The following is a 26,418-nucleotide window of genomic DNA, read 5'->3' on the forward strand; positions in this document are numbered from 1 at the left end:
TCGGCAACACATTGGCAAGGCGTTAGTTCTTCACCGCCCAAGTCGACGTGCGTTGTAGCCCAAGCGGGTTTGATCGCTGCGCGCTATCGTTTCGCGATGTTGATCCTGCCACGTCCTCGAAGGAGGAGCGGCCAGATGTGGCGGTCGAACAGCTTGGCTGATTTCTCTCTTGAGGGAGCAAATGGGGAAAAGGGGGGCAACGACAATGTCAGTCCGCGGCACCGGAAACCAGGCAGGCAACGGCAATAACGGAGCTGCCCCCAGCTTTGCGCCCATTGAAACTGAGCTGAAGCTGCGTGCCTTACCGAGCGTCCTCAATCAGGTTCGAACCTCACCCGCCATACTACAATGCGCGCGCAACAAGGGAACAATCCGCCGGTTGGAAGCGACGTATTACGACACGACGGATCGCCAGCTGTTTGACGCCGGCGTGTGCTTACGGGTGCGGCGCAGCGGCAAACAGTTTACGCAAACAATCAAGCGGCCGACAATCAACGGTCCGTTGGTACGCGAGGAATGGGAAGCATTGGTCGGGACGCTTGCCCCGGATCTTAGCGTGTTGCCAACGGCCGAAATTGACGGGATTTTCAACACGATCGCCGTTGATCAGCTTGTCCCGATCCTTGTCGCCAGGATACGGCGGCATGCGATTGCCCTCGATGTGCCGGATGGGCAGATCGAAGTTGCGTTCGACGACGGTGTGACCGGAGCCGAGCAGGAGCCGGTGTCGGAAATCGAGCTTGAACTGAAACAGGGCAGGGCCGCGGCGCTTTACCAGTTCGGTCTCGGCTTGCTGGATGTTGCGCCGCTCTGCCTTGAAACGCAGAGCAAATCCGCGCGCGGCTATGCGTTGGCACTGAAGATCAGTCCATCCGCTGTGAAGGCTGGTTCGTCAAATCTGCGCCGTGAAGACAGCGCCGATGAGGGGATTGCCAAACTATTGTCGGGCTGTCAGCAGCAAATACTGGCCAATCTTTGCCCCGCCGCAAGCGGTCATGAACCCGAAGGCGTCCATCAGTTGCGTGTGGCCCTGCGGCGACTGCACACGGCCTTCTATATTCTGCGGCGTGAGCTGGACGCACCTTCGCTGCAGGCGCTAGACTCAGAAGCAAAGCGCTTCGCCCGGACGCTCGGACCGGCTCGCAATTGGGATGTCTTTATCGATTCAACGCTTGCCGGTATCGAGAAGGCCAATCTGCGGGATATCGAATTCTCCACCTTGGGCAACGCCAGCGCTCCCTCCGGGATCAAGCCCAGTGCGTGAAAGCATTGCCGACCCGCAAACCAACCGCTTCCTGTTGTCGTTGGGGCTCGCCATTGAGCAGCAAAGCTGGCGAAACGATGTTGCAAGCCAGGACCTCGGCCAATTGACCGAGCCGCTGGTAAAGTTTGCGTCCCGCCTCCTTGCCCGTTTAGAGCGCAAGGCATTCAAGTGCGGGCGGGGTTTCTGGCAGATGCGACCAGAAGCGCGCCACAAGCTGCGGCTTACCTTGAAGAAATTGCGCTACGCCACGGAGTTCTTTCTGCCGCTTTATTCCCGTCAGGCGTCGACTAAGAAATATCTCAGGCAACTGTCGCGGCTGCAGGATGCATTGGGCGAAACCAATGACATCCGGACCTCGCGAACATTGCTGTCCGATATCCGGGAACGTGTGGATAGTCCCGATGTGCATCGCGCCATCGGCGTGGTAACCGGCTGGCAAGGACATCTCGAGCTTGCCGGAGCCGACCGGCTGCACGACAGGTGGTGCAGATTCAAACGCGCTGCGCCGTTCTGGCCCTCCTGAAATGCCCTGCGTCCGACAAGGAGCGCATTTCCCTGTTACGTATCGCGCAGCGGCTGCGGTTCACCGGAGCGTTTGTAAAGCCGGCATCCGGTGCCGATGGCTGTTTCGTAGAGGCTGTCACCTGGTTTGATTTTCGCCCAGGACGAATGTGTCGGCCCGGTTGTGAGGCGAGGCCGGACAATAAGGCCAGCTACCGCGGATAATTCCGATGCATAGGCGTCAAGCGCTCTCCGGTTCAATCCCGTGTAGCATGTTGCAAGGTACAAATAGTTCTCCAGCTGTTCATGCCCGACACTGTCTGCATTGTTGAGCGCTCCGTTATCTGCCGGACCGAGCAGCAGCTCTGCCGCGCATTGAATGACGATGTCGTCCCATGTCACGTCCTGCAAGAAAATCTCGTGTTCCTGTGTCGCAAATCCCAAGGTGCGATGATGCGCCGGCAGGCATTTGACAAAGGGACGGGCGACTTCTGCATCGTCGAAAATCTGGTGAAGAAGCGCCTTGCCTTTCGAAAAGGACAGCTGCCTACGGATCTGTTTGATGTGCGCAAGCCAGGCAGTATCTCGAACCTGCGTGGATACCGCTGCCTTGCTGAGCCTGGTCATGTCGGCCACTCGGACTACTCCTGTCAGTGCTTTGACGGCAGTTGCCATTCATCAGAGGCGACTTTCTTCCATGAAATAACGGCGTAATTTTATGTAAATTCGAGGCAATTTATAAATACATTGGGGAGGTTCGAACGAACTGTTTGTTACGCAACTGTCACATTCTGCCTGCATTCTGGGCATGACACTTCATCCATCCGTCAACCGACCGTGGAGATGAGCCGTGAGTGACTAGATCTTCCACGTGCTGTTCCTCGCAGCGCAATTCGGCCAGAAGCAGGAGCGTGCCTCGGCAGCTCGTTTCCGGGTCGATGTCAGCCGCATCAACGCCGGCGCTGTAGGCCCCGAAAGTGCGGATGGCCGATGCGGTTTCAGCCGTCATAGCGTTCGCGAAGTTGGCAGCGCGTAACGCAGAATGTGAAGTGTTTCGTCGTCTTCGGCTGTGACTTCAAGAATCTGATTTAGAAGGTCATTGTTGTCACCGATTTCGCGCAGCGCCTGCTCGAATAACTCGACCTGCAGGTCGAGGTCCATGCCGGGTGGACCGTTGAGGCAGACTAGCCCCGCATGAATGGCGACATTCGCATACTGGCCCTTCGTTCCGGGCTTGTCCTTCGGCCCCCGGAAATCCACCGAGTTTTTGGTGACGAAAGTCCAGTCACCATCGAGGATGATCGGCTTCAGTTCTTAGTCCTTCAGGCCGCTCAGTTTCAGCCACACGACATGGCTGGATTCATATGCAACTTTACGGATTGTCTCGTAGTGCGGCCATCTGTGCGGGTCATTGGTTCCGGCACAGCGGAATTGCAACGTCGTGAAGCAAATGATTGTCAATCAAACGTCCCTTGATCTGTTCCGCCAGCAGGCGGCCGATAGTAAATTTTCCGATCCCTAGCCAACGGTTGAGATGAATGAGCCGTCAACATTCCCATGGCTAAGCAAGTTGCATCCCGCAAGCGTTTGTCAAAGGCAATCGAGGTAGGAATGTCAGCTCCGGAGGCGGCAATGGTCGCCGGAAGGCACCAGCGGAGTGCGTTTCGAAGCGTTGGAAGGTGGCGGGCAAAGTTGACAAACTTAAGTTCTCAACGTTCAGACTGCTGTGAGTTGCACATGTGTGAATTCGTCGAGTAACTATGTCGAGTAATGAACGCGATTCGATTCGCATTTCGGGGGCGAAAATACCGTGGATGTAAATGGTGCAGGTGACCTAACTGAAAACCTCCCGCATCGCCTTATCGAGGGTGACGCCTTCGATGCCTTGGATTTAATCGATGACAATTCATGCCGACTTATAATTACTTCCCCGCCCTATAATATTGGCAAAGAATATGAACGTGATCAAAAGCGTTCCCTCAATGAATATTTGGAATGGCTCAGACCGATAGTGTCAAAAATCACGGACAAAGTTACGGACGACGGGCACGTTTGTTGGCAGGTTGGAAACTACGTCAACAACGGTGAAGTGTTCCCTCTCGACTACTATTTCTACGAGATGTTCACTTCCGCTGGTTTCAAACTTCGAAACCGGATTATTTGGCACTTCAACTTCGGTCTGCACGCCATGAAGCGTTTTTCTGGACGCTATGAGACGATGTTGTGGTTCACTCGTTCGGATGACTACTTTTTTCAACTTGAGCCTGTGCTTGTTCCTCAAATATACCCAGGAAAACGTCATTCTCGATCAAAGGGGGCAAAGGCTGGCACGCCTAGCGGAAATCCAAAGGGCAAAAATCCGTCCGATTTCTGGACTTTTTCACCAAGTGAGGCGTTCGTTGATAGTCCTATATGGGAGCTTCCAAACGTCAAAGCCAACCACCCTGAAAAGACAATACATCCTTGTCCATTCCCTAGTGAATTGGTGGAGCGCTGTATCCTGGCTTTAACAGAGACCGGTGATAATGTTTTGGATCCCTTTGTGGGCACTGGTACCAGTGTTATTGCCGCCGATAAGCACAAGCGCATCGGTATAGGGATAGATCAAAGCGCAGCCTACGTGGATTTAGCGAAAGAGCGGCTGGAAAATCACAAATCAGGGCGGCTGTTTACGCGACCGATGGGGAGACCGGTTCGCCGCCCCAAGGAAGGCGAAGGAGTAGCAACTGTTCCTGCAGAGTGGCTGACCGAAGCTGCCGAATAAGACCGGGTGAGGGGAAAGATGGCCATCAAAGCCAAAAAAACGGTGATCAAAGCCAAAAAAACGGTGATCAAAGCCAAAAAGGCGAAAAAGCCAAAGGAGTCACCCGAGGAAAAAAAGAAAAAACGCATTAAGCGCAATCACATGAATTGCGTGAGGCGTACGTTTTTGAACACGGGCTTCGACCGTGTCTCTGAAATAGCTAATAAGGATATCATTTGGGGAAAGCAGGCCGGCGAATTTGATGATGCATTCATATACGAGAATCTCATCATCTTGGCCGAATATACGACTTCGCAATCTTCGGACACCTCGTCTCATCTGAAAAAAAAGAAAATACTTTTCTCCAATGTCTTGAACGATGCAAAGGCGTTTGTTGCCTATCTTCGTGCCATGTTCCCTGATTTTGACGCCCGCCTGGGCGCAAAATTCCATCCAGACAATCTCATTGTCCGCATTATATACTGCTCAGTTTACGACATTGATGAGTCAACCAAACAGGTTGTAACTGAACCCATATACCTTGATTTCCCCCAGCTGAAGTATTTCGACAAACTGGCGTCGACTATTAAGGTATCCACCATTCCTGAAATGTTGGACTTTCTCGAAGTGGACCCTGCAGACGTTGCCAAAAAAGGTGTATTCTCAAAAAAGAAAGCTATTGAGACATACGAAGGTTCTATCCTCCCAGAATCTTCCTCTGGTTTTCCCGCTGGATACAAAGTTGTTTCGTTTTATGCCGATGCCGCGGCGCTGCTTGGCAGGGCTTATGTGCTACGCCGGGATGGCTGGAGAGGTTCCTATCAGGCTTACCAACGGATGATCCAGAAAAAGAAGATTGAGGCCATACGAAAGAAGCTTAAATCAGACAGGCAGGTCTTCGTAAACAATCTGATTGCAACGCTTCCATCGGATGTCCATCCGGTCGGGAAGGATGATAAAACCATCGAAATCTCAGAATTGACGAATACCCAGGCGGTATCGATAAATCTCCCGCTCCGTGCCAATTCAATAGGTCTAATTGATGGGCAGCATCGCCTGTATTCTTACTATGAGTTGAAAGAAGACGATCCAGAGATCAAGCATCTGAGGCACCAGCAAAACCTCTTGGTCACAGGGATCATATATCCCCCAGACACAGTAAAGGAAGATGCGGAGCGTTTTGAAGCGACCCTGTTTCTTGCAATTAACTCCAACCAGACAAACGCGCCACCAGCTCTCCGGCAGGAGATTGAAGTAATTCTGCGTCCTTACAGTCCCACAGCTATCGGGAAGCAAATTATGCAGAGGCTAGCGAGCGCAGGTCCGCTTTCAGGTTATGTTGAAACCCACGCATTCGACCATGGGAAGCTGAAGAGTACTTCGATTGTCAGCTATGGCTTGGGTCCACTTATTAAATTGGGCGGGCAAGATTCATTGTTTCGCTTATTTGAGCACCCCCAGAAGGACACTATCGCAAGCGAAGGTTCTTCCGAAGCCCTTGCTGCGTACTTGCAATTTGCAACTAGCAAGATCAACGCATTTCTCAATGCAGTGAAAAGCGATGTAGGGACCGAGCGGTGGACGGCTGATCGTTCCGTGGCTGACCGTGTGATTACAGTGACCTATATCAATACATTTTTGATAATCCTCAGACTGATTATTGAGAACGATATGCCAACAGATTTCGCGACTCTTAAAGCGAAATTGGCGGGGGTCGGCAATTTCCCCTTCAAGGAATTCCGTTCGAGCCAGTACAATCGCAGGGCTCAGGAAATCTTTGCCGCAAAGTTTAAGCCTGACGGAAAAAAGGAACTAGCAGAAGACAAATCAGTTCCGACTGAGCTGGAACCTGAGACCACCTCCTGACAGTGTCAGGGTCGCGTAGGCAGCTGAAGAAGTAAGGCACATTTGAACCGACTTTCGATGTCGCCAGTCGAATGTTGGCACCGAGCGTTTCCCCCCGAAATAACGTGTTGCCGAACGACTGTGGATTCGCTCCGACCTTGCTCCAGCATCAATACCGGTCCCTTAAAACGCCCGCCAGATGGGGTGACCTTGGCGCGTACTTTGTCTTGGCCGAAAGAGGCAATTTACTTGGTCCCGCAACGCCTATGCGTGACGAATGCGGATATCGACCGGATCTACGAAGCCATTGATGAGGCGCGGACATAATTGTCCAAGGCGGTCACCGATGAGTTCGGTCAAGGCAAGCCGTATCGCCGGGTTCTGCCATTACGCTCCAGAGCGCCGCGTTTGCGCAGATCGAAAACCAGCTTGATCTCGAACCCGGCTGGATCGAGCGCTGGATCGGCATCCGCGCGCGGCGCTGGGTCGTGCAAGGAGAACTGCTTACCGATCTTGCAGCAAAGGTGGGTTCGTTAGCGATGAACAATGCCAACATAGACCCTGGCGACATCGCGTTGACGATCCTGGCCACCTCGACCCCTGACCATCTGCTGCCGCCCTCGGCACCGCTGCTTGCCCATCATCTGGGCCTGGCGAACGCCGGCGCGATCGATCTTGCCGGAGCCTGCTCCGTGACAGACGTTGGACAATGAAATCAGGGGAAGTGGGAACCGGTTCGCACGACGGCCCGTCGGCTGACGGTTTCTGCAATCGCGCCGGTCGCAGTGCCGGGCCCGGGCCTAGGCCCAAGGCTAGCCTCGCTTATCCGCAAGCTCCGCCGCAATGGCAACCGGCGGTTCGGGGATGTCTTCGGGACGAAGACAAGAAGGGATGGACAGCGCGTCCGCCCGACCCGAAAGGACATCCCGTGCAATTGATATTTGCCGATCCGCGCAGCCCGAAGGAAGATCCCGACAAGCTCCGCCAATCGAAATCCACGCCGTAGTCCGACGCACTTCTTGGGCGCATTGATCAGGGCGGTTGGCGTTGCGCAGCCACCCTTCGTCAAGTGCTCATAGCAGGCGGCGCCGTTCAGGTTACAACAGGCTTGTTCGCCCGGTTCGGCTGGAGTTCTAGATCGACTCTGTTCGTCACCAGTCGGATTCGCAGCCGTCGGCCGAACTCTTTATCGTCATATCCAGTGTGCCGTCCGGTTGTCGGAAGAGGTCGTAGGTAATCCGGTCGATAATCTCGTTCTCCTGGCCGAACACCAGAACCTTGGGCTTCATCTCGATCGCTTCATCGATCTGACAATAGACGCTGGATGCTATGATGATTTCATCCCCAAGCTGACACGTTCGCGCCGCTGCGCCATTGAGTATGCAGCAGCGCGAGCCAGCTTCCCCGTAGAGGACATAGGTGCTTATCCGAGCACCCGACATCTTGTTCCAGATTTCCACGTATTCGAGCGGGACGATTCCAACCGCGCGGCAAAACTCTGCATCGATCGTTATTGATCCGTGGTAGTCGAGCTTCGACTCCGTTACCCGCAGACCATGCAGTTTGGCGCCTACGAACTTTTTCACCCCGACGTTCTCCCTTTTTTCGAACACTGAATTTTTTCAAACGGCAAACACGATCGCACCGCCTGTCAGTCCTGCCCCGGCCGCGGTGAGCAAAAGCTTCTCACCTTCCACAAACCTTCGCTTGATGTTGGCGACAGAAAGGGAGAGCGGAATGGTGGCAGCCGACGAATTGCCGAAGGTTTCAATCGTGCGGATCGTCTTTTCCGGCTCGATTCCAAGGTTGCCGCAAATCAGGTCGAACATGCGCGCATTCGCCTGGTGCGGAACGAAACGGTCCACGGCTGCTGCTCCAATCCCCGCCTGCTCCAGCGCCCGCTTCGAGGTTCTTGTCATCAGCGCGACTGCGCGTGAGAAAACCTCGCGGCCGTCCTGCATGGTCATCAGGAAGTCCTGTGCACTCATATCGCGGGCGAAAGGCCGGTTGCTGCCTCCGGCAGGTATCTTGATCAGATCGTAGCCGCTGCCATCCGATGCGAGATCGGCGGAGAGAAGGCCGCTTTGCCGGTCTCTACCGGGCGCGAGCACGACGGCGCCCGCCGCATCGGCGAAAAGCACCGCACTTGCCCTTTCGGCGGGATTGATGCGGCGGCTGAGGATATTGGCGGCGACCACCAGCACGGCGCGGCCATGGGCGCGGACGAAGCCGTCGGCGAGGACGAGCGCATAAAGAAAGCCGGAGCAGGCGCCGGCGAGATCGATCGCACCGGAGTTCACCAGTCCCAGCCGGTGGGCCAGCAGCGGGGCCGAAGGTGGCAACAGATGATCCGGTGTCGAGGTCGCAAGCAAGGTGAGTGCGACCTCATTACTGGCGATCCTGGCATCCTGGAGCGCCATTCGTCCTGCTTCGGCGGCGAGGCCGCTCAGCGTCTCGCCGTCTTGGGCCCAGTAGCGCGTGCGGATGCCGGTCCTGCGTTCGATCCAGCCTGTGCCCAGACCGAGCTGCGCCTCGATCTCGGCATTCTCGACGCATCGCGCCGGAACGGCATGACCAAAACCGGCCATGTGGGAAGACCAGGTCAGCATCGTCAGACCTTTCCGAGAACGATCGATGCCACTTCATCTATGGCGTCATAGGCGCAGCCGAGCTCCTCCGCCGTCACGCAATAGGGCGGCATCAGATAGATCACGTTGCCGAGCGGACGGATGAGCAGCGCGCGCTCGCGAAACAGCTGCCGCATGCGAGGGCCGACCTCGGCGAGGTAACCGCCGGCCGGCACCGCAAGCTCGAGCGCCGCAATCGTCCCGATCTGCCGAATAGCGGCAAAACGTCGGTCCCCATGAAACCTCTCAAGGTTCTGCCGATGCAGCCCCGCGAGATTTTCTATCCGCTCAAGGACGGGTTCGCTGCGCCAGATTTCGAGATTGGCAACAGCGGCGGCACAGGCGATCGGATTGGCGGTATAGGAACTTGAATGAAAGAAGGTCTTGCGCCGGTCGGTGGAAAGGTGAGCGTCGAAGATCGCGCCGGTGCAGAGCGTTGCTGCGAGCGGCAGCGCGCCGCCCGTCAACCCCTTGGAGGTGCACAAGATATCCGGTGTAATATTGGACTGCTCGCAGGCAAACATCGTTCCCGTCCGGCCCCAGCCGGTCATCACCTCATCGGCGATCAGCAGTGAGCCATGGCGCTCAGTGATCTCCTTCAACCCAGCAAGCACGCCGGCACCATACATCTTCATGCCGCCTGCGCCGAGAACCAGAGGCTCGATCAGCAGTGCCGCCACGCGGCCGGAACGGCAGAATGTTTCGAATCTGTCGAGCGTCCGCTGTTCCTGGCCCGCTTCGGGGAAGGCAAGCCGGTCTACGCCGAACAGCAGCGGTTCATAGGCGGCGTTGAAGACGCCCCGTTCCCCGGTCGACATGGTGCCGATCGTATCGCCGTGGTAACCATGTTCCATCACGACGATACGGTCGCGGAATTCTCCCCAGTTGTGGAAATAGCCGAGCGCCATTTTGAGCGCCACCTCGACCGAGGTAGAGCCGCTGTCGGAATAGAAGACGTGCCTCAATCCAGCCGGCGCCACTTCTATCAGGCCCTTGGCCAGTTTTTCGGCGGGCCCATGCGAGAATTCGGCAAAGATGATCTGGTCGTAAGTCTCCGTCGCCGTGCGGATTGCTTCCATGATCGCAGGATGACGATGCCCGTGCGTGATCACCCACCAGGACGAGATCGCGTCGAGAATGCGCTTGCCATCCTCGTCGAACAGATAGGCACCCTCGGTCGACACGATGCGTCTCATCGGCGGTTCGAGCGCATGCTGGGTGAAAGGGTGCCAGATGGTCGACCGGTTCAAGCGGGCACCTTTGCAAAGGAAGCAAGTTCGAAGTTGTCGCGGAACGTCCGGCGAAGCCCTTCGGGGGTGGTGTTCTCAAGCCAAGGCAGTCGGCCGAGCGAGCGAACGCCGCCGATTTGGACGATGATACGCTGCGTTTCGCGGTTCTCAGCGCCGATGAAGACGATGCCGAGGACCGGGATGGCGCGGTGCCGCATTAATTCGAGCGACAGCAGCGTGTGGTTGATCGTGCCGAGCGACGTCCGCGCGCAAAGGATGACCGGAATCTGCCAGCGGGCAAAAATATCGGCGAAGACGAGGTCGTCCGAGAGCGGCACGAGTAGCCCGCCTGCTCCCTCTATCACCAATGGCCGGCGGGTCATCGGCGGCACGAGCTTCCCCGGATCGATGGCAACGCCGTCGAGACGAGCCGAGAGATGCGGCGAGGCGGGCGTTGAAAGGCGATAGGCTTCCGGCAAGATGCGCCCGCGCGGAACACCGCTCAGTCGGGCGATCGTCTCGCTGTCGGTCTCGCCGTCGAGGCCCGACTGGACGGGTTTCCAGTAGTATCCGTCCAGCGCACCAGTGAGCGCCGCGGAAAAGACGGTCTTGCCTATGCCGGTATCGGTGCCGGAGATCACGAAGCGGGGGCTTATGGCTGGTCCTCCTCGATCACTGCCGCCAGTTGCCCGACCATGCCCGCAATCTGCTCCTCATTGACATTGAGCGTGATGGAAATTCGAAGACGCGCCGTGCCTTCCGGCACGGTCGGCGGCCGGATTGCCCTGATGTCGTAACCCTCGGCCTGCATCCGGCCGGCGATCCGGAGCGATCGGCCATTGTGGCCGATCATGACAGGCAGGATCTGCGAACCGCTGGGGCTGACGCCAAGCCTGGAGTGCAATTGTTCGCCCGCGAAATCCTTCAGGCGCTCCAGTCGCGTGCGACGCTCCGGTTCGTCGGCAATCATACGCAATGCCTCTCGCACCCCAGCGGCCATCAGCGGGGAGGGCGCGGTCGAATAGATAAAATTGCGTGCACGGTTGATCAGATAGTCGGCGAGTGCCGAAGGCAGGCCCAAGAGCGCACCGGAGACGCCAAGCGCCTTGCCGCACGTGTGCAGCACCAGGATATTGCCGCGGCTCTCCAGCCCTGAGGCAATGCCGCGGCCGCCGGGGCCGAACACGCCGGTGGCATGCGCTTCGTCGATGACGAGGAAGCCGTTATGCCGGCGGGCGAGATCGGCCAGCGCGAAGACCGGCGCCTGGTCACCGTCCATCGAATAAAGGCTCTCGACCGCGATCCACGGACGCCCCTTGCCACCGCCTTCGCGCCAGTTGCGGATCGCCTGGTCAAAGGCTTCAACCTCTTTATGCGGCACGGCGACCGCCTCTGCCTTGCTCATTGATATGCCGTCATGGGCGCTGGCATGGATCAGCGCATCGCAGACGATCAGGTCGCCGCGCTGCGGCAGGGAAGAGAAGAGCGCAACATTGGCAGCAAATCCACTGCCGAAATAGAGGGCTTTCTCAACGCCAAAAAACGCCGCCGCCTCCGCTTCGAGCGCCTCATGTTCGGCATGATTGCCGCGCAGGAGCCGCGAGCCGCCGGCGCCGACCGGCACACCTTGGTCGATCGCAGCCGATATTGCAGCCTTCAGGCGGGGCGCATTGGCGAGCCCCAGATAATCATTGGAGGTGAAGTCCACGCCTTGCTGCGGTGCAAGTTCGCGGATCCGCGACTGGCGCCTGAGGCCGGCAAGCGTGGCCTCGTAGCGGGCGAGCGCCGGCAAACTCAAGACGCTGGCTCCAGTTCCATGGGCTTTAATCCAAGTCGGCGGAAGAGTGCGGCGTCATGATCCTCGCCGGGATTGTCGGCCGTCAGCAGCGTATCGCCGACAAAGATCGAATTGGCTCCGGCAAAGAAACAAAGAGCCTGCATCTCGTCGCCCATCTCCGTGCGGCCGGCGGAGAGCCGCACGTGCGAACGCGGCATCAGGATACGGGCCAGCGCAATGGTGCGCACGAAATCGATGGGATCGACCGGCGCCGCATCGGCGAGCATGGAGCCGGGGATCGGGATCAGCATGTTGATTGGCACGCTCTCCGGTGGTTCCGGCAGATTGGCGAGCGTAACCAGCATTGAGATGCGGTCATCGACTGTCTCACCCAACCCGAGAATGCCGCCAGCGCAGACCTTGATGCCGGCGTCACGGACATTGCTAAGCGTTTCCAACCGGTCTTCGAATGTACGGGTGGTTATGATCTGCGAATAAAAGCGCTCGGACGTATCGACATTGTGATTGTAGTAATTGAGGCCGGCACCCGCGAGCTTTTTGGACTGCTCCGGTGTCAGCATGCCGAGCGTCATGCAGGTTTCCATCCCGAGCGCTCTCACGCCCTCGACCATGGCAACCAGAGCATTCATGTCGCGATCCTTGGGATTGCGCCAGGCAGCGCCCATGCAATAGCGCGTCGCGCCGCCCTCCTTGGCCTTGCGTGCCTCTGCCACTACACGCTCGACTTCCAGGAGCTTGGAGGCCCTGAGGCCTGTCGGATAATGGGCGGACTGGCTGCAATAGCCGCAATCCTCCGGACAGCCACCGGTCTTGATCGACAAAAGCCGGCTCATCTGAATAGCGTTCGGATCGAAATTCGCCCGATGAACCTGTTGAGCCCGGAAGACGAGGTCGTTGAACGGCAAATTATAGATAATTCTGGCTTCTTTTAATGAATTGCAGGTGCTGAAGGACGGGTTTTTCTTAGAATCACGTCTCGCCACGGCTACATTCTCCCACATTCTCGCACTCGTCGTCATCTTTTGGTAGATGCAATCTATTTTTATCTATAATTGTGCGGCGCAGCATTATCAACAGCTCTTTCGGCGAAAATGAACTCGACCTGGCAGGGGGAAACAGAGCAACGGAAAGACATTAGATATCACGCAATTCATGGCCGAAGCGCATCGAAATATATGAGGCTGGAGCTGCCGATGTCAGTTCACCTCTTCCAGCTCGATCAGCGTCCCGAAGAAATCCTTTGGATGCAAAAAGAGCACAAGATTGCCATGTGCGCCGATCCTGGGAGTGCCACTGCCGATGACGCGAGCTCCGGCCGCCTTGAGTTGATCACGGGCGGCGTTGATGTCCGTCACCTCGTAGCAGATATGGTGCATCCCGCCGTCCGGATTCCTGGCGAGGAAGGATGCAATCGGCGATCTCAGCTGGATTCAAGATGGAAGGATGCTGGTATATGTATTGGACAATCGCAAAGGCTTGCCTAAGGTCGTTTTCTCTCGGTCTATATACTTGATGAACAGACCGCCCTGCGCGGTGCTCTAATCTTTGGTTAAACAGAAAACACCTGTCATAATGACAAGGTTAGAAACAGGGTGTTTTACGTTTCGGAGATTGGGTGTGCGCGTTTGACTACGTGAGTAGATGGATTCCAATATGTGAAAAGGCAGCAGCTGGTTTGGAAGAATTTGCTTCTCGATACAAAGAGGCGAAGGCTGTAGCGCCTGACGCTGACGGCGGAATTGGTCATCCAAGGCCCGACCTCATTCAGGAGAGTTATTCGCTCCTTCATTAAAAGCGCGCCTCGGTGCAGGAAGTGTACAGAGTTGGTGTCGCCCATACAGAGAATACAAGATGGCATCCCGGAAGCATTTTCTCGACCTTTCCGCCGTTTCGTCGGAAGACCTGCGCTCGATCCTCGATGACGCCAAGACCCGCAAACAGGCGACCAGCGCCGGACCGCTGGAAAGCCGCTTGCGGGCAAGATGCTGGCGATGATCTTCGAGAAGCCCTCCACGCGCACCCGCGTGTCCTTTGAGGTCGGCATGCGCCAACTCGGCGGCGAGGCGCTTTTCCTGTCGGGCACCGAGATGCAGCTCGGCCGCGCCGAGACCATCGGCGATACCGCCAGGGTTCTATCGCGCTACGTGGATGCGATCATGATGCGCACCACGGATCATTCGCGTCTGCTGGAGCTTGCCGAACATGCGACCGTGCCGGTCATCAACGGCCTGACGGACGACACACATCCCTGCCAGATTATGGCCGACATTATGACTTTCGAACAGCATCGCGGTTCAGTGAAGGGAAAGACCGTCGCCTGGACAGGCGACGGCAACAACATCCTGCATTCATTTATCGAGGGTGCTGCCCGTTTCGGCTATAGAATGAATGTGTCCGTGCCATTGGGCTCTGAACCAAATGACAAGTTCCTGAAATGGGCGCGCAACCATGGCGGCGAGATAATGCTCTGTCATGATGCCAAACACGCAGTGACCGATGCCGATCTCGTAGTGACTGATAGCTGGGTCTCAATGAACCAGGAACACAAAGCGCGAGGTGACCATATAATTCAGCCCTACCAAGTCAATCGCCAGTTGATGAAGCAGGCCAACCCCCATGCACTCTTCATGCATTGCCTGCCCGCCCATCGCGGCGAGGAAGTCACTGATGAGGTGATGGACGGGCCGCAGTCTGTCGTCTTCGATGAAGCGGAAAACCGCTTGCATGCTCAAAAATCAGTATTGGCCTGGTGCCTGGGCCTGATCTGAAACGAATGCGAGCCAGCGTTTGATTCTGCCAGTTGGGTTGTTGAAGGGTTGATGCGACGGCTGAGGATATTGACGGCGAGGCCATGCGCACGGACGAACCGCCTCTGCAAGGTGAGTGCATAGAGCAAGCCCAAGCAGGCGTCATCGATCTGCTCCGCAATGTGATCGCTAGTTTCACCGAAGCTTGCGTAAGGGCCTATTCCTCATCTAACACGGCATAATTTTGCGGTTGGCGGAACTGGTGCCGTACTTGCACGACCACCGGTACTGCCGACGGATCACTTTAATGAAAAGAGCCACCTCAATCCGTCTATCAAAAAGGCTCACCAACGATGGTCCGAAACAGATCTCATACCCTGATGGTTTGGGCAATAGCGGCAAGAGTGAAAGGCTGATCAGGCCGACACTTGGCGCACGTCAGACGTGTCGTTCCGGCGAACTATAACCCACCCATGCACAGGTACTTCATCTCGAGATAAGCCTCAAGACCGTGGCGCGAACCCTCACGACCGATCCCTGACTGCTTCATGCCGCCAAAGGGTGCGGCCTCAGAGGACATTCGTCCCGTATTGATGCCGACCATGCCATATTCAAGGGTTTCGGCAACGCGCCAGACACGCTTGAGATTGGAGGCATAGAAATAGGCTGCGAGACCGTAGATCGTGTCATTCGCCTCGCGTACCACCTTCTCGGCATCATCAAAGCGGATGATCGGCGCGAGCGGTCCGAAGGTTTCTTCCCGGGCTAGCCGCATGGTGCTGACCACGTCGGTAATCACCGTGGGCTCAAAGAATGTTCCCGATGGGCCGATACGGCTGCCACCGCAACGGATCTTCCCACCCTTCTCTACGGCATCGCCAATATGGTTTTCAATCTTTGCAAGGGCGCGGGTATCGATAAGAGGGCCGATCGCAACATTGGGCTCAAAGCCGTCACCGACGCGTAATGCACGCACACGCTGGGTGAATTTTTCGGCGAACTCATCGTGCACACTGGACTGTACGTAAAGCCGGTTGGCTGAAACGCAGGTCTGGCCGGCATTGCGGAACTTGGCCTGGATCGCGCCCTCGACGGCAGCATCGACATCCGCATCATCGAAAACAATGAAGGGGGCGTTGCCACCGAGCTCGAAGCTTATCTTTTTGATTTGGTCCGAGCACTGCCGCATCAAGAGCCGCCCGACCTCTGTTGACCCGGTAAAGCTGATCTTGCGAACCTTGGGATTGGAGCAAAGTTCACGGCCAACCGCATCCCCTTCCGATGCATAGACCAAGTTAAGAACACCATCAGGAAATCCTGCCATCCGGGCAAGCGAGAACATGGCCCCGGCGATAAGTGGCGTTTGCTCTGCGGGTTTCAGGATGACCACGCAACCGGCGGCGAGCGCCGGCGCGACCTTGCGCGCGACCATCGAGGCGGGGAAATTCCACGGGGTGATTGCACCGACGACACCGACCGGCTGTTTGATCACCAGCATACGCCTGTCGTTGGACGGCGCTGAAATCGTCTCGCCGTAGATGCGATTGGCCTCCTCGGCATACCACTGGAGATAGGCTGCCGCGTGGGCTATTTCAGACTTCGCCTCTGCGAGCGGCTTGCCCATTTCAGCCGTCAAAACGGCGGCAAGGTCCTCGCTGTGGTTGAGGATCAGCTCGTGCCAAATCCATAACGTGTTGGAACGCTCGCGCGCGGTCAGCGCTGCCCACTGTTCCTTTGCTGACTGGGCTTTGTCTATTGCCTTGGCAACATCCACGGCATCCATGTCTGGAAGTTCCGCCAACAGCTCGCCTGTGGAGGGATTAAAGACAGGAAAACGCCTCGTGGCTTTCGCCGAGGTTGGATCAGGCACCGAGGCGAGATCAACAAATAGCTCGGGATTTTTCAGATGCCTGGTCAGCGACTGTGTCACGGTCATGCCGCGGTCCCCTCATGATTTTAAGTTTGGAAGTTTGCCGCAGCGAATATCAGGTTAACGCATAAAATGGTAGTGCTGGAGCCACCCAAGAAAGATCGCTCCGGCCTCTGCGCCTTCGCTGCTGATCGACTAGCCAAGCGCGATGACAGCCTCGATCTCGACTTTCACGCCCTTCGGCATCATGATCCTCGCCGGGATTTTTCGGATGTCAGCAGCGTGTCGCCGACAAAGATGGAATCGGCTCCGGCGAAGAAACAAAGGGCCTGCCTGTGATCATGCCGCGACCGGCTCCAGCGATCATCCAAATCTTGCTCATATTATCTTCCTCGTTCTTGAGACCCAGCAGGTACCTATTGAAAAAAAATCAACTCGGAGGCTAGTTTTTTGCACGGGGTAGCGGCTTCCCGATGTCTCTTTGAACGGATAACAGTAAGGTCTCCCGAGACTGACAAAATCTTGCTGGCCGTGAGCAATCACCGCCAGCTTTTTTGTAGGCCTCAAAACCGCTCAAAGAGGATGAGCAGGGGACTAACGGTAGCCTGCTGTTTGAGGTGACGACGAGCTACAAGGTTGGTGCGGTAATGTTCTAATAGGGCCAATACTGGATGTCTACAAGCCAGGTAAACAGCGTCCTATAACACTGGTACTTACTTTGTGCTAACCGCAGCCAAAACTACCGCACCGTCGAAAGTAAAAACATCATGCAGCGCGCAGATCCTCATCCGTCCAATTCAACCACACTTGCCCCGCTTCGGAACCCGGTATTTCGTTCGATCTGGACAGCCACACAGATATCAAGCCTGGGATTGCTGGTGCAAACGGTGGCTATCAGCTGGCTGATGGTCACGATTTCCGCTTCCGACCTGATGGTCGCGCTCGTACAGGCTGCCTCTACATTGCCGGCATTCTTCCTCTCAATTCTTGCCGGAGCGATTGCCGACAATTTCAGCCGCCGGTGGGTGATGTTTGCCGGGCAATGCCTGGTCGCAGTGGCATCCCTGATGCTGGCGATTTCAGTCGGATTGGGATTTGCCAGTCCCTGGCTCATACTCGGACTTGGCTTCCTGGCCGGCTGCGGCTTCGCGCTGAATGATCCGGCCTGGCATGCCTCAGTCGGCGACATTCTCGACAAGCGCGATATTCCCGCTGCGGTGACGCTCATGTCGGTCGGATATAACATCGTGCGCAGCATAGGCCCGGCTCTGGGTGGTGTGATGCTAGCCTTCTTTGGCCCGCTGGTCGTTTTCGCCTTCGCGGCGCTGACTGATCTGGCGCCTCCAATCGCCATCTGGCGCACCAAATGGCGCGTTCGCTCTTCTCCTCTCCCGCGCGAGAGAATGACGACGGCTATTCATGACGGAGTGCGCTTCACGGCATTGTCCTCGGAAGTCAGAGCGGCAATTGCCCGCGCAAGCCTTTTCGGCATGGCCAGCATTTCCATTCTCGCGCTGCTGCCCCTCGTCGTTAGGGACAGGCTGGCAAGCGGGCCTATTGTCTACGGCATTCTCTTGGCGGGTTTCGGCATGGGCGCCTTCACCGCAGGGATGAGCAACGGCTTCCTGCGACGAACTTTTTCTCAGAACAGGCTGCTGGCGTTCGCATCCCTCGCCTGTGCGGCATGTTGCCTTTCACTGGCGCTTACATCGTCGGTGGCTGTAGCGGTCATTTTCATGGCAGTCGGGGGCGCGGGCTGGCTTATCACCTGGACTGGGACTGACGTTTGGGTGCAGCTGGCAAGCCCAAGATGGGTTGTCGGTCGGACGCTCTCGATCTACTACGCCTTGACCTATGGCGGTATGGCAGCCGGCAGCTGGATTTGGGGTACTCTCGCAGAGAATTACTCACTGACTTTGGCTTTAGGGGGCGCCGCAGGGGCTCTGTTGCTGGTCGCCGCAGCGGGAATAGTGTTACCAATGCATCCTTGGGAAGAGTCGGACCAAGAGGGTTCGGATTTTCATGCCCCGGAACTGGCACTCGACGTGAAGCCCAGGAGTGGCCCCATCGTTGTCAAAGTCGAGTATTCCATTGCGGAGGAAAACATCAAGGCCTTCCTGGGCTGCATGCGGGCAAGGCGGTATGCTCAGAGCCGCGCCGGTGCACGAGACTGGACGCTTCAGCGGAACCTGCAAACGCCTTCACTATGGACGGAGACATTCCGCACGCCAACGTGGATGGACTTTCTTCGCCTCAATCATCGACTCACGCCAGCCGACAAGGAGATAGGCCAGCATCTCGTGGCCCTGCATGATGGAGAGCTTCCTCCACGCACAGAATTTTCGATCGAGCGAACGACAGATGCGGCCCGTACCCGTGCGCAACCGATGACATTCGGTTCAGGGCCCCCAAGATGACCTTAAGATGAAGCCAATGTACAACGAAGAGGTGAATACTCTGGCCTGCGCAGTTCAATGTGTGCTCGTCGCAATCAGACAAGTTAGACTCCGTGACGCAGGACCGAGGCGTAGCGTCTTCTCCGGCGCGACGCCAGAATAATATAGCTTACCTCCTCGAGCAAACTTTTGGGCGAGATGAGGTGGAAATGAAGACTCCCAACTAGAAATTAAGGTTCGGCATAATACTACTTCCGCAGTTTACTTGTCTGCTTTGAGCCTCTTCGTTGATTGCCTCCGGCTTGCCGCCGATGAAAAGACCAAAGCCGTCAGATCAGGTGTAGCTGGGATATAACTCCTCTTTCAGGCAGCAGCGTACAATCGAGCACCGGGATGTTTGTCGAGCCAACAGCCGAGCTTAGCTCTGTCCTGGAATGCAATTATGTCGTGTCGTTGGAGGATTGATCAGTCCACATAAGAAGGCGCCAGCTGCGCTGTTGGATTTGCTTCGGAAAATTACACACAAGGCAAATACGTATTGTCGGACTTTGCACAGGTACTTTTGCTCTGGCAGAGGCGGACGTTCTTCCGGAGGATCAATGTTGTGTCAGTTGGCTTCATACGGAGGAGTTCGGAGAGGAATTTGCCGAGTTTTCGGCGGACTCGATTAGCCTCTATCGGGCGAACGGCAGGCATTACACCTGTGCCGGAGGAATGGGTCGGCCTATCTCGGACTGGAAATCATTGCCGCAGAATTTGGCGAAGAACTTGCGAGAAAATGTGCCTCAATATTGATGATCCCATTCGAACGGCGAAAAAAATGAGCAACCAGCGCTCATTTTTTCAGGGGTATCAAACCGCGTTGTCAAGCAAGCGCTGCGGGTTTTTGAAGTCACGATGGAAGACCCCATCAGCATGGCTGAAGTTGCCAGGAGAATAGGAACAACGCGCAGACAGATGGAGAGAATTTTCAGGGAAGAACTCGGAAAATCACTTTTGAGAGTGCGGGATCAACTCAGGGTACGAAAAGCAAAGCAGTTGCTTCTCGATACAGATCTGAATTTTACCGAAGTTGCCGTCGCTTGCGGACTATTAGGCACCAAAACACTGAACAGGGCCTTCGCACGAGAAGGTGAACCACTGCCGAGGGAGCAGCGCGCTGCTCGGCGTTGATTGGACGAGGCCTGCGCAACTGCCGATCTCAACTCTCCCCTCATTACCTGCACGACCGATTGGATCACACCTCGTACTCCTTTTTTCAATTTTCACCATTGTGCCAATGAATCCCATCTACCCGCTCGTCACTTCGGTTCCTGCGATACTATCTGCAGCCATTTGACGAAGAGGTTTGCAGCTTCCTTACTCCGTTGCCTTGTAGGGACCACGACGAAATACGCTCCTCTGGGTTTGATCGCGGCGTCGGTCAGGCGCACCAGTCGTCCTTGCCGCAACAAATCCTCCACAAGATGTGTCCAGCCCAGCGCAATCCCTTGACCGTTGAGCGCGGCATAAATCGCTTCGGTGTAAAAGCTGCAACGCAATCCCCGCGTCTTTTTGGGAACCACGATAGAAAATGACGAGAGCCATTCGTTCCAACCAGTCCACATTGGGTCGTCCGTTTCATTGGAGATGAGGGAGTAGGAGGTCAAATCCGCCGGGGTTTTTATGCGCCCGTCTGTCCCGGCGTACTCGGGGCTGCAGATCGGGAAGACTTCGTCCTCGAACAGCGGTTCTGCATGACCATCGGGCCACATGCCGTTGCCGAATCTGATCGCGACGTCCACTTCACCCCGTTGGAGGTTCGGCATGTTGTCCTGAGTGACGATGCGGAGATTGATGTAGGGATAATGGCGCGAAAACTCCGAGATTCTGGGCATCAGCCAGAAATGGGAGAATGCGATCGTCGCAGAGATCGTTAGCTCGTCGCTGGAAGCGTCCCTGCGAAGGTCGGTAACAGCTTCCGCAAGGAGGTTGAAGGCATCGCTGGCGGCCGCCGAAAGCGCCTTGCCTTTGTCCGTCAATATCACCTGCCGGTGCAGCCGCGTAAAAAGAGGAAAGCCAAAGTCCTCTTCGAGAAGGTGTATCTGGCGACTGACGGCGGCCTGGGTGACGCCGAGTTCCTCGGCGGCCCTGGTAAAGCTCGAAAACCGTGACGCTGCTTCAAATACGGTAAGCGCCGTCAACGGTGGCAGCTGACTCCTCAGACTTTTCACTCTTCACCTCGACCTAGCTCAGCAACGGTCACTTGGCGCAGTCTCACATTACATACGGTAATGTCAATGGTGAGCATTTGTGCAGTTGCAATATTGCCGTTTGCTGCGATTCTAAAAGTAATTCATCGATAAGGATTTATTATGCTAAACACGCTCCCATCACCGATATCTTCCTTGCTCGACACTCGTATCGATGGGCATTCTCTTCCTGCTGGACTTTACACCCGCGAGGACGTTTTCCAAGCGGACATGGAGGTGTTCTTTTCCAGGCACTGGATTCTTCTGGGGCTTGAGTGCGATGTCCCGGAGCCCGGCGACGCTCTGGTCATCGACATCGGATCGACAAGCCTGATCCTGCTGAGGGATGACGACAACGAAATTCGGGTGGTCCGCAACGTCTGCCGCCATCGCGGCGCGCGACTGCTGGACGCCGGGTCAACCGTCGTCTCCAAACTTGTCTGCCCTTACCACCAATGGACCTACGAGCTTTCGGGTAAGCTCAGCTATGCCCCGCATATGGGCAAGGACTTCGACAAGAGCTGCCGGAGCCTCAAGGCGGTCAACTTCAAGTCCATCAGCGGCCTGATCTATGTCTGTCTTTCCGACAATCCTCCGCAGGACATTAAACGCCTGGAAGAAGTCATGGAGCCGCGACTTGCGCCCTATGATATTCGCAGTGCCAAGGTCGCTCACCAATTGGACGTCATTGAAAAGGGCAATTGGAAGCTCACGATGGAGAACAACCGAGAGTGCTATCACTGCTCGGCCAACCACCCCGAGCTGTGTGTCTCGTTCGTCGACCTCGATTTCGGATACGATCCCTACAGTCTTAGCCCAGAGGACCGGGAGGAGGCGGAAGCGCATTTCGCGATGTACACCGAGCGCACGAGAGACTGGGAGGCAGACGGATTTCCATCATCTCCGGTCGAACAGGTGAGAAACTGCGAAACCAATTTCCGTACCCAGCGCCTGATTATCGCCGGGGCCGGCGAGTCCCAGACGGAAGACTCGACCGCTGCCTCGTCGAAACTTCTGGGGACAATGACCCGCAAGGATCTCGGCGACACGCATCTTTGGGGGCACAACAGCTGGTGTCACTTCATGGGCGACCATGCCGTGACCTCGATTGCAATCCCGCTCTCTGCCGACACAACCCTGATCCGGACGACATGGCTTGTTCACAAGGATGCGGTCGAGGGGGTCGACTACGATCTTGCCAAACTCACCCACGTATGGACCGAGACGACCAAACAGGACGCTGAGCTCGTCGCTCGCGCCCAAGCCGGCATCCAGGACCCGGGCTATGAGCCTGGCGTTTATTCCAGGTTCACCGAAGGCGCTCTCGACGACTTCGCGAGCTGGTACATTGAACGGATGCGGGCCCATGGCTACTGATCTTCTGCCTCAAGCCATGAGCCAAGTAAGCGGTGAGTATTGGGACCCGGAAACTGACGACAGACTCGTTTGCATCGACGTTCATGACGAAACGCATGACGTGAAAAGTTTCACGTTCGTGTCGCCCGACCGGAAACAATTCGAGTTCAGTGCCGGGCAATATTTCAAGTTCGAGCTCGGTCTCGACAACGAGGACGACGGGCGCTGCTACAGCGTCTCGTCCTCTCCACTTCGCAGGAACGCCATAACAATCACGGTGAAGCGTGTCCCGGGAGGCAAGGTGTCGAACTGGCTGCACGACAATTTGACCCCGAACACGTCTGTCTGCGCGTCGGGGCCACTCGGCCGTTTCGTCCGGCCCGCGGCCAAGAAATTCCTTTTCCTGTCGGGTGGCTCCGGGATTACGCCACTCATGTCGATGGCGCGGGAGCTTGCTGACACGGCCGTGTCGACCGATGTCATCTTCCTGCACGCGGGCAGAAGTCCAAAAGACCTTATCTTCCGCGAAGAGATTGCCAATATCGCGCGACGTGTCAAAGGGTTCAGGATTCTGATGCTTCCTGAAGACATCGGAACCGAGCGCTGTTGGCCGGGCATTTCGGGCCGGATATCCAAGGAGTTCCTTTCGCTGGCCGCGCCGGATATCGCTGACCGCGTCGTCATGTGCTGCGGACCAGCACCGTTCATGGCGGCCGCGAGAAAGATCAGCGTCGAACTGGGTGCTCCCGAATCCAACTACCATGAAGAAAGTTTTGACGCCGGGGTCATCGAGGAAGCCCCAGCGCCGGCTTCACAGGCTGTCGAAACGAAATCGTTCAGCGTGCAGTTTTCGAAACAGGGAAAGTCTATCGAAGTCCGTGCTGATCAGACCGTACTTTCCTGTGCCAAAAAATCCGGTGTCAGGATTCCATCATCATGTGCCAGTGGTATCTGCGGCACCTGCAAGTCCAAGCTCATAAGCGGAACCGTCGATATGAAGCACGATGGTGGAATCAGGCAAAGAGAGATCGACGCTGGTTTCTTCCTGCCGTGCTGTTCCAGACCGCTAAGTGATCTCGTCATCGAACGCTAGTCTTTGCTTAGGCAGTACTAAGTCGGGCCGGGGACTTTAGGCCTACCCTAGCCCAATGCCGTAGCTTGTCCGCTCCAGACACCAGGCCTCAATGTCGCTGCTGGTCAGGAAGCAAAGCCCATAAGGCTAACAGAGGCTTAGAGTTTGACCCCATCGCGTGCTTTATGCCGGCGGATTGAAAAAAGATCCCCCGATACCAGGGGGAGGTCACTTATTTCTTGCATGAACTCCACGAGATAGGTCTCCTCCAAAGCATGGTTGTGATTGGGATACCGTTTGGAACCGCCTTTTATTCGGGACATAGACGCTGCCACACCGAGGGGCAGCGTATTGACGAATTTACTTGGCAGCTTTGGCCTCTGCGATCCACTTGTCCCATTCAGACTTATTGGTGCTGATCCAGTCGGAGGCGTGCTTCATGATTTGCTCGTTCGACTTCTCGCCATCGTTCACGAGCTTATTCTCTGCGTTGATATCCGCGATGGGAACTTTGACGAGCTCAAAAAGCTTTTTGGCTGCAAGGTTTTTATTCACCCAAGCCGTGTTAGCGACCACCATTTGGTCGTTGACCGTAAAGCCGAGGTTTCCAAGACCTTCCACCGTGGTGTTACCCGTTTCACCTTCCGGCAGGGCGGTCTCCTTGACGTTGAGCCACACCACGTCTTTGCCCGGCTGCAGCACTGCCGATACCCAAAGAGGTGTCCAGGTGTAATAGAGCGTGGGCTTGCCTTCCTTGATGCGTTCGATCGCGTCGGGAATAATGGTGAAGTAACCGCCCTGCTGGTGCTCGACTGTATCGAGGAGTCCATAGGCGTCGAGGTGACGCTCGATCACGCGTTCACAGCCCCACCCGGGCTCGCAGCCATAGAGATCCGCTTTACCATTGCCGTTGATGTCGAAAAGCTTCGCCTTTTCCGGATCCTTCAGATCTTCGAGATATTTGATGCCCGTGGCGTCAGCAGTCTTCTTGTCAATAAGGTAGCCTTGGAGGCTGTTCGTTGCAAGTTTGCCGATGCGCAAAAGTTTTTTGTCTCCGCCGGCCTCTTTCCAGTAATTTGTGTGCAAAGGCTCCCAATGAGACGCAAAAAATGTGAGATCGCCGTTGGCGACAGCCACATGAGCCAGCTGAATTTGAGCCTGAGTGGGTTCTGCGACGTCGTAGCCAAGATCCTTCAAGCCCTGCGAGACGACGTACGTTTGGAACAGTTCTTCGACAATTCCGCTCCAGGCTGGTTTAACCTGGTCAGCGGCGAACGCCGTACTAGTCATTCCTAAGAGTGATCCAAGCAATGCGGCAGTCTTGAATTTCATGACTCAGTCCCCTGCTTTTGATTGATGCTCGACCATATTTGACTGCGCACTACTCAGCGTCTTGAGTCTGTGCCGTAGCTCTTGCTCCCGAGGAGCAAGCAGATTGGTAACACATGTTTTTCGAACCCAGCGCCGCAAAAAAGTAGACCGTCAGGTGACTTTAACGCACTGATCCGCTTGAGTTGTTTGCACTTATTGCGGGACCGGTCCCGTTCAACGCTTTGATTGCCATTCGGCGTGTGGATGATGGTTATTTCCAATGACCGGCCGGATGGCTGCACTCCGGCTTTGCGCGGTTTCCTATTACCCGGAGGTGACGCGCCGCCGCGCCATCCTTGGCATCATCGCCCGGTTCATGCGCGAGAACCTTGTTTCGGTTGGGGTGCACCCGTGCTCAACGCGGTAGCATTTGGTAAAGTGAGAGGACGAAACAAATCCGCAGGCAACGGCGATTTCGAGGATCGGTGTGTTTGTCGATTCGATCAACTGCCTTGCGCGATCCAGCCTCAACTTGAGGTAAAACTTGTGAGGCGAGGTGCCGAGATAAGTCTCGAAGAGACGCTCTAGCTGCCGCCGGGAGATAGTCAGTGTTGCGGCAATACGCTCGAGAGGGAGCAGTTCGTCGAGGCAGGTCTCCATCAAAGAAATGGCTTGAGGCAGTTTTTCGCTTCTACAAGATGACTTCCACCGAAACCAGTTCGTCTGGCGATGCGTATGGTCCCTTACCCCTTGGACAACGTTGCTTTTGCAGATTTCGGTGGTCAAGTGTGATCCCAGGTTGCGCTCGAGTAGGGCTACTCCGAGATCGAAGGCGGAGATTTGGCCAGCGCAACTCCAAATGCCGCCGTCCGTGGTATAAATGGCGTCTGTCATCCGCGGTCCTGAAAAGGTTTCCGAAAATGCGGCCATTTTCTCCCAATGAATCGTACACTCGATATTCTTCAGCGCACCCATCTCGGCCAAAAGCCATGTGGCCGTTCCAAGGGCAACGATCGGAATGTTCTGCCGGATGCAAAGGCGTATCGGGCCCGCCAGCTCACTTAACGCGCCGTTATCGGTGATGCCGTCGGCTACCATCACGACCATTTCTGTATTGCCGGACAACGGTATTTTCGGCATGACCTCCGAAAAGCGAAGGGGGGCGGGCATCGCCAGTCCTAGGCCGCAGGTCTCGGATACCCCTGAACTACTGGCAAACGTCCAGCGGAATCTTTGCCTCCCCAATATGGCGTTCGCTTTCTCGAACGGTGCAAGAAAGGATGAGAGGCTAAGAAGAGAGAAACCTGGGAACAAAAGGATCGCGATCGTGCTCACCTCGTCGAAGTCAGTGACGTTCGATCTGCTGGCGGTCGCCACCCCATCCACTGAGTAAGCGGCCATGCCATCCGTCCATTCCCAAGTTCTCAT

20 protein-coding genes and 4 pseudogenes are annotated in these 26,418 nt (G+C 56.2%); 10 read left to right on the forward strand and 14 right to left on the reverse strand.

Annotated features, from left to right (window positions below):
* Nucleotides 1-205 precede the first annotated feature (205 nt).
* Nucleotides 206-1,264: a CYTH and CHAD domain-containing protein gene (locus BLM14_RS27130; RefSeq protein WP_162293262.1), complete on the forward strand. Its 1,059-nt coding sequence runs from the start codon at nt 206-208 to the stop codon at nt 1,262-1,264.
* Nucleotides 1,257-1,787, forward strand: a complete 531-nt coding sequence (locus tag BLM14_RS32385) for a CHAD domain-containing protein (RefSeq protein ID WP_157929622.1) — start codon at nt 1,257-1,259, stop codon at nt 1,785-1,787. Before BLM14_RS27130 ends, BLM14_RS32385 begins: the two co-directional genes overlap by 8 nt.
* Nucleotides 1,788-1,822: 35 nt before the next feature.
* On the opposite strand, the gene BLM14_RS27140 is transcribed toward BLM14_RS32385, so the two are convergent.
* The gene (locus BLM14_RS27140; RefSeq protein WP_133123930.1) at nt 1,823-2,401 is read right to left on the reverse strand and encodes a hypothetical protein; all 579 of its coding nucleotides are present in this window, start codon (nt 2,399-2,401) and stop codon (nt 1,823-1,825) included.
* 369 nt (nt 2,402-2,770) lie between these two features.
* Complete coding sequence (locus tag BLM14_RS27145; protein ID WP_237143684.1) at nt 2,771-3,025, reverse strand: hypothetical protein; 255 nt, start codon at nt 3,023-3,025, stop codon at nt 2,771-2,773.
* Nucleotides 3,026-3,575: 550 nt separating this feature from the next.
* Between BLM14_RS27145 and BLM14_RS27150 the strand changes: the two genes are divergently transcribed.
* The 3 genes and pseudogenes from BLM14_RS27150 to BLM14_RS32210 all read left to right on the forward strand — a co-directional run.
* Nucleotides 3,576-4,529, forward strand: a complete 954-nt coding sequence (locus BLM14_RS27150) for a DNA-methyltransferase (protein WP_100003178.1) — start codon at nt 3,576-3,578, stop codon at nt 4,527-4,529.
* A gap of 18 nt (nt 4,530-4,547) precedes the next feature.
* Nucleotides 4,548-6,374: a DGQHR domain-containing protein gene (locus BLM14_RS27155; protein WP_100003179.1), complete on the forward strand. Its 1,827-nt coding sequence runs from the start codon at nt 4,548-4,550 to the stop codon at nt 6,372-6,374.
* Nucleotides 6,375-6,699: 325 nt separating this feature from the next.
* Nucleotides 6,700-7,045, forward strand: a pseudogene (locus BLM14_RS32210) (3-oxoacyl-ACP synthase); the annotation flags it as partial.
* Nucleotides 7,046-7,504: 459 nt separating this feature from the next.
* On the opposite strand, the gene panD reads toward BLM14_RS32210, so the two are convergent.
* The 7 genes and pseudogenes from panD to BLM14_RS27195 all read right to left on the reverse strand — a co-directional run.
* The gene (gene panD / locus BLM14_RS27165; RefSeq protein WP_100003418.1) at nt 7,505-7,939 is read right to left on the reverse strand and encodes an aspartate 1-decarboxylase; all 435 of its coding nucleotides are present in this window, start codon (nt 7,937-7,939) and stop codon (nt 7,505-7,507) included.
* Nucleotides 7,940-7,975: 36 nt separating this feature from the next.
* On the reverse strand, nt 7,976-8,962 hold the full coding sequence (locus BLM14_RS27170; protein WP_100003180.1) for a beta-ketoacyl-ACP synthase III: 987 nt from the start codon (nt 8,960-8,962) through the stop codon (nt 7,976-7,978).
* Between the two features lie 2 nt (nt 8,963-8,964).
* Entirely contained in the window at nt 8,965-10,230 is a 1,266-nt protein-coding gene (locus BLM14_RS27175) for an adenosylmethionine--8-amino-7-oxononanoate transaminase (protein ID WP_100003181.1), read from the reverse strand.
* A complete protein-coding gene (bioD, locus tag BLM14_RS27180) occupies nt 10,227-10,865 on the reverse strand; it encodes a dethiobiotin synthase (RefSeq protein ID WP_100003182.1) in 639 nt (212 codons plus the stop codon). Before bioD ends, BLM14_RS27175 begins: the two co-directional genes overlap by 4 nt.
* Nucleotides 10,862-12,007, reverse strand: a complete 1,146-nt coding sequence (locus BLM14_RS27185) for an 8-amino-7-oxononanoate synthase (RefSeq protein WP_100003183.1) — start codon at nt 12,005-12,007, stop codon at nt 10,862-10,864. Before BLM14_RS27185 ends, bioD begins: the two co-directional genes overlap by 4 nt.
* Entirely contained in the window at nt 12,004-13,008 is a 1,005-nt protein-coding gene (gene bioB / locus BLM14_RS27190; RefSeq protein ID WP_100003184.1) for a biotin synthase BioB, read from the reverse strand. Before bioB ends, BLM14_RS27185 begins: the two co-directional genes overlap by 4 nt.
* Nucleotides 13,009-13,203: 195 nt before the next feature.
* Nucleotides 13,204-13,425, reverse strand: a pseudogene (locus tag BLM14_RS27195) (VOC family protein); the annotation flags it as partial.
* 433 nt (nt 13,426-13,858) lie between these two features.
* Between BLM14_RS27195 and argF the strand changes: the two are divergent.
* Nucleotides 13,859-14,775 (forward strand): annotated as a pseudogene (argF, locus tag BLM14_RS27200) (ornithine carbamoyltransferase).
* A 439-nt stretch (nt 14,776-15,214) separates the two neighbouring features.
* Here argF and BLM14_RS27205 read toward each other — a convergent pair.
* Together BLM14_RS27205 and BLM14_RS32215 are read right to left on the reverse strand one after the other, a co-directional pair.
* Nucleotides 15,215-16,690, reverse strand: coding sequence for an NAD-dependent succinate-semialdehyde dehydrogenase (locus BLM14_RS27205; protein WP_100003185.1), 1,476 nt, complete (start codon nt 16,688-16,690; stop codon nt 15,215-15,217).
* 49 nt (nt 16,691-16,739) lie between these two features.
* Nucleotides 16,740-16,965: pseudogene (locus tag BLM14_RS32215) on the reverse strand (hypothetical protein); the annotation flags it as partial.
* A gap of 426 nt (nt 16,966-17,391) precedes the next feature.
* On the opposite strand from BLM14_RS32215, the gene BLM14_RS27210 reads away from it, so the two are divergent.
* Nucleotides 17,392-19,041: an MFS transporter gene (locus tag BLM14_RS27210; RefSeq protein WP_100003186.1), complete on the forward strand. Its 1,650-nt coding sequence runs from the start codon at nt 17,392-17,394 to the stop codon at nt 19,039-19,041.
* 936 nt (nt 19,042-19,977) lie between these two features.
* Nucleotides 19,978-20,193: a helix-turn-helix domain-containing protein gene (locus tag BLM14_RS32220; protein WP_237143719.1), complete on the forward strand. Its 216-nt coding sequence runs from the start codon at nt 19,978-19,980 to the stop codon at nt 20,191-20,193.
* Nucleotides 20,194-20,321: 128 nt separating this feature from the next.
* Here BLM14_RS32220 and BLM14_RS27220 read toward each other — a convergent pair whose 3' ends face one another.
* The gene (locus tag BLM14_RS27220) at nt 20,322-21,203 is read right to left on the reverse strand and encodes a LysR substrate-binding domain-containing protein (RefSeq protein WP_237143686.1); all 882 of its coding nucleotides are present in this window, start codon (nt 21,201-21,203) and stop codon (nt 20,322-20,324) included.
* Between the two features lie 171 nt (nt 21,204-21,374).
* On the opposite strand from BLM14_RS27220, the gene BLM14_RS27225 reads away from it, so the two are divergent.
* Together BLM14_RS27225 and BLM14_RS27230 are read left to right on the forward strand one after the other, a co-directional pair.
* Nucleotides 21,375-22,628, forward strand: coding sequence for an aromatic ring-hydroxylating oxygenase subunit alpha (locus tag BLM14_RS27225; protein ID WP_100003188.1), 1,254 nt, complete (start codon nt 21,375-21,377; stop codon nt 22,626-22,628).
* Nucleotides 22,618-23,700 carry an FAD-binding oxidoreductase gene (locus BLM14_RS27230; RefSeq protein ID WP_237143687.1) on the forward strand — a complete coding sequence of 361 codons (1,083 nt, stop codon included), beginning with the start codon at nt 22,618-22,620 and terminating at the stop codon, nt 23,698-23,700. Before BLM14_RS27225 ends, BLM14_RS27230 begins: the two co-directional genes overlap by 11 nt.
* Nucleotides 23,701-24,039: 339 nt before the next feature.
* On the opposite strand, the gene proX is transcribed toward BLM14_RS27230, so the two are convergent.
* Together proX and BLM14_RS27245 are read right to left on the reverse strand one after the other, a co-directional pair.
* Nucleotides 24,040-25,011 (reverse strand): glycine betaine/L-proline ABC transporter substrate-binding protein ProX, encoded by a 972-nt coding sequence (gene proX, locus BLM14_RS27240; protein WP_100003190.1) that lies wholly within the window; start codon nt 25,009-25,011, stop codon nt 24,040-24,042.
* A 303-nt stretch (nt 25,012-25,314) separates the two neighbouring features.
* On the reverse strand, nt 25,315-26,418 hold the full coding sequence (locus tag BLM14_RS27245; protein ID WP_100003191.1) for a GlxA family transcriptional regulator: 1,104 nt from the start codon (nt 26,416-26,418) through the stop codon (nt 25,315-25,317).

Origin of the sequence: Phyllobacterium zundukense, from assembly GCF_002764115.1 — a bacterium.
Classification (GTDB): domain Bacteria; phylum Pseudomonadota; class Alphaproteobacteria; order Rhizobiales; family Rhizobiaceae; genus Phyllobacterium; species Phyllobacterium zundukense.

Bases quoted from the DNA above. Each gene is read 5' to 3' on its own strand.
- BLM14_RS27245 (WP_100003191.1), bottom strand. From the start codon at position 26,418: ATGAGAACTTGGGAATGGACGGATGGCATGGCCGCTTACTCAGTGGAT.
- BLM14_RS27205 (WP_100003185.1), bottom strand. From the start codon at position 16,690: ATGACCGTGACACAGTCGCTGACCAGGCATCTGAAAAATCCCGAGCTA.
- BLM14_RS27225 (WP_100003188.1), top strand. From the start codon at position 21,375: ATGCTAAACACGCTCCCATCACCGATATCTTCCTTGCTCGACACTCGT.
- BLM14_RS27230 (WP_237143687.1), top strand. From the start codon at position 22,618: ATGGCTACTGATCTTCTGCCTCAAGCCATGAGCCAAGTAAGCGGTGAG.
- BLM14_RS27130 (WP_162293262.1), top strand. From the start codon at position 206: ATGTCAGTCCGCGGCACCGGAAACCAGGCAGGCAACGGCAATAACGGA.
- BLM14_RS27170 (WP_100003180.1), bottom strand. From the start codon at position 8,962: ATGCTGACCTGGTCTTCCCACATGGCCGGTTTTGGTCATGCCGTTCCG.
- BLM14_RS27155 (WP_100003179.1), top strand. From the start codon at position 4,548: ATGGCCATCAAAGCCAAAAAAACGGTGATCAAAGCCAAAAAAACGGTG.
- BLM14_RS32220 (WP_237143719.1), top strand. From the start codon at position 19,978: ATGGAGAGAATTTTCAGGGAAGAACTCGGAAAATCACTTTTGAGAGTG.
- bioB (WP_100003184.1), bottom strand. From the start codon at position 13,008: ATGTGGGAGAATGTAGCCGTGGCGAGACGTGATTCTAAGAAAAACCCG.
- proX (WP_100003190.1), bottom strand. From the start codon at position 25,011: ATGAAATTCAAGACTGCCGCATTGCTTGGATCACTCTTAGGAATGACT.
- BLM14_RS27210 (WP_100003186.1), top strand. From the start codon at position 17,392: ATGCAGCGCGCAGATCCTCATCCGTCCAATTCAACCACACTTGCCCCG.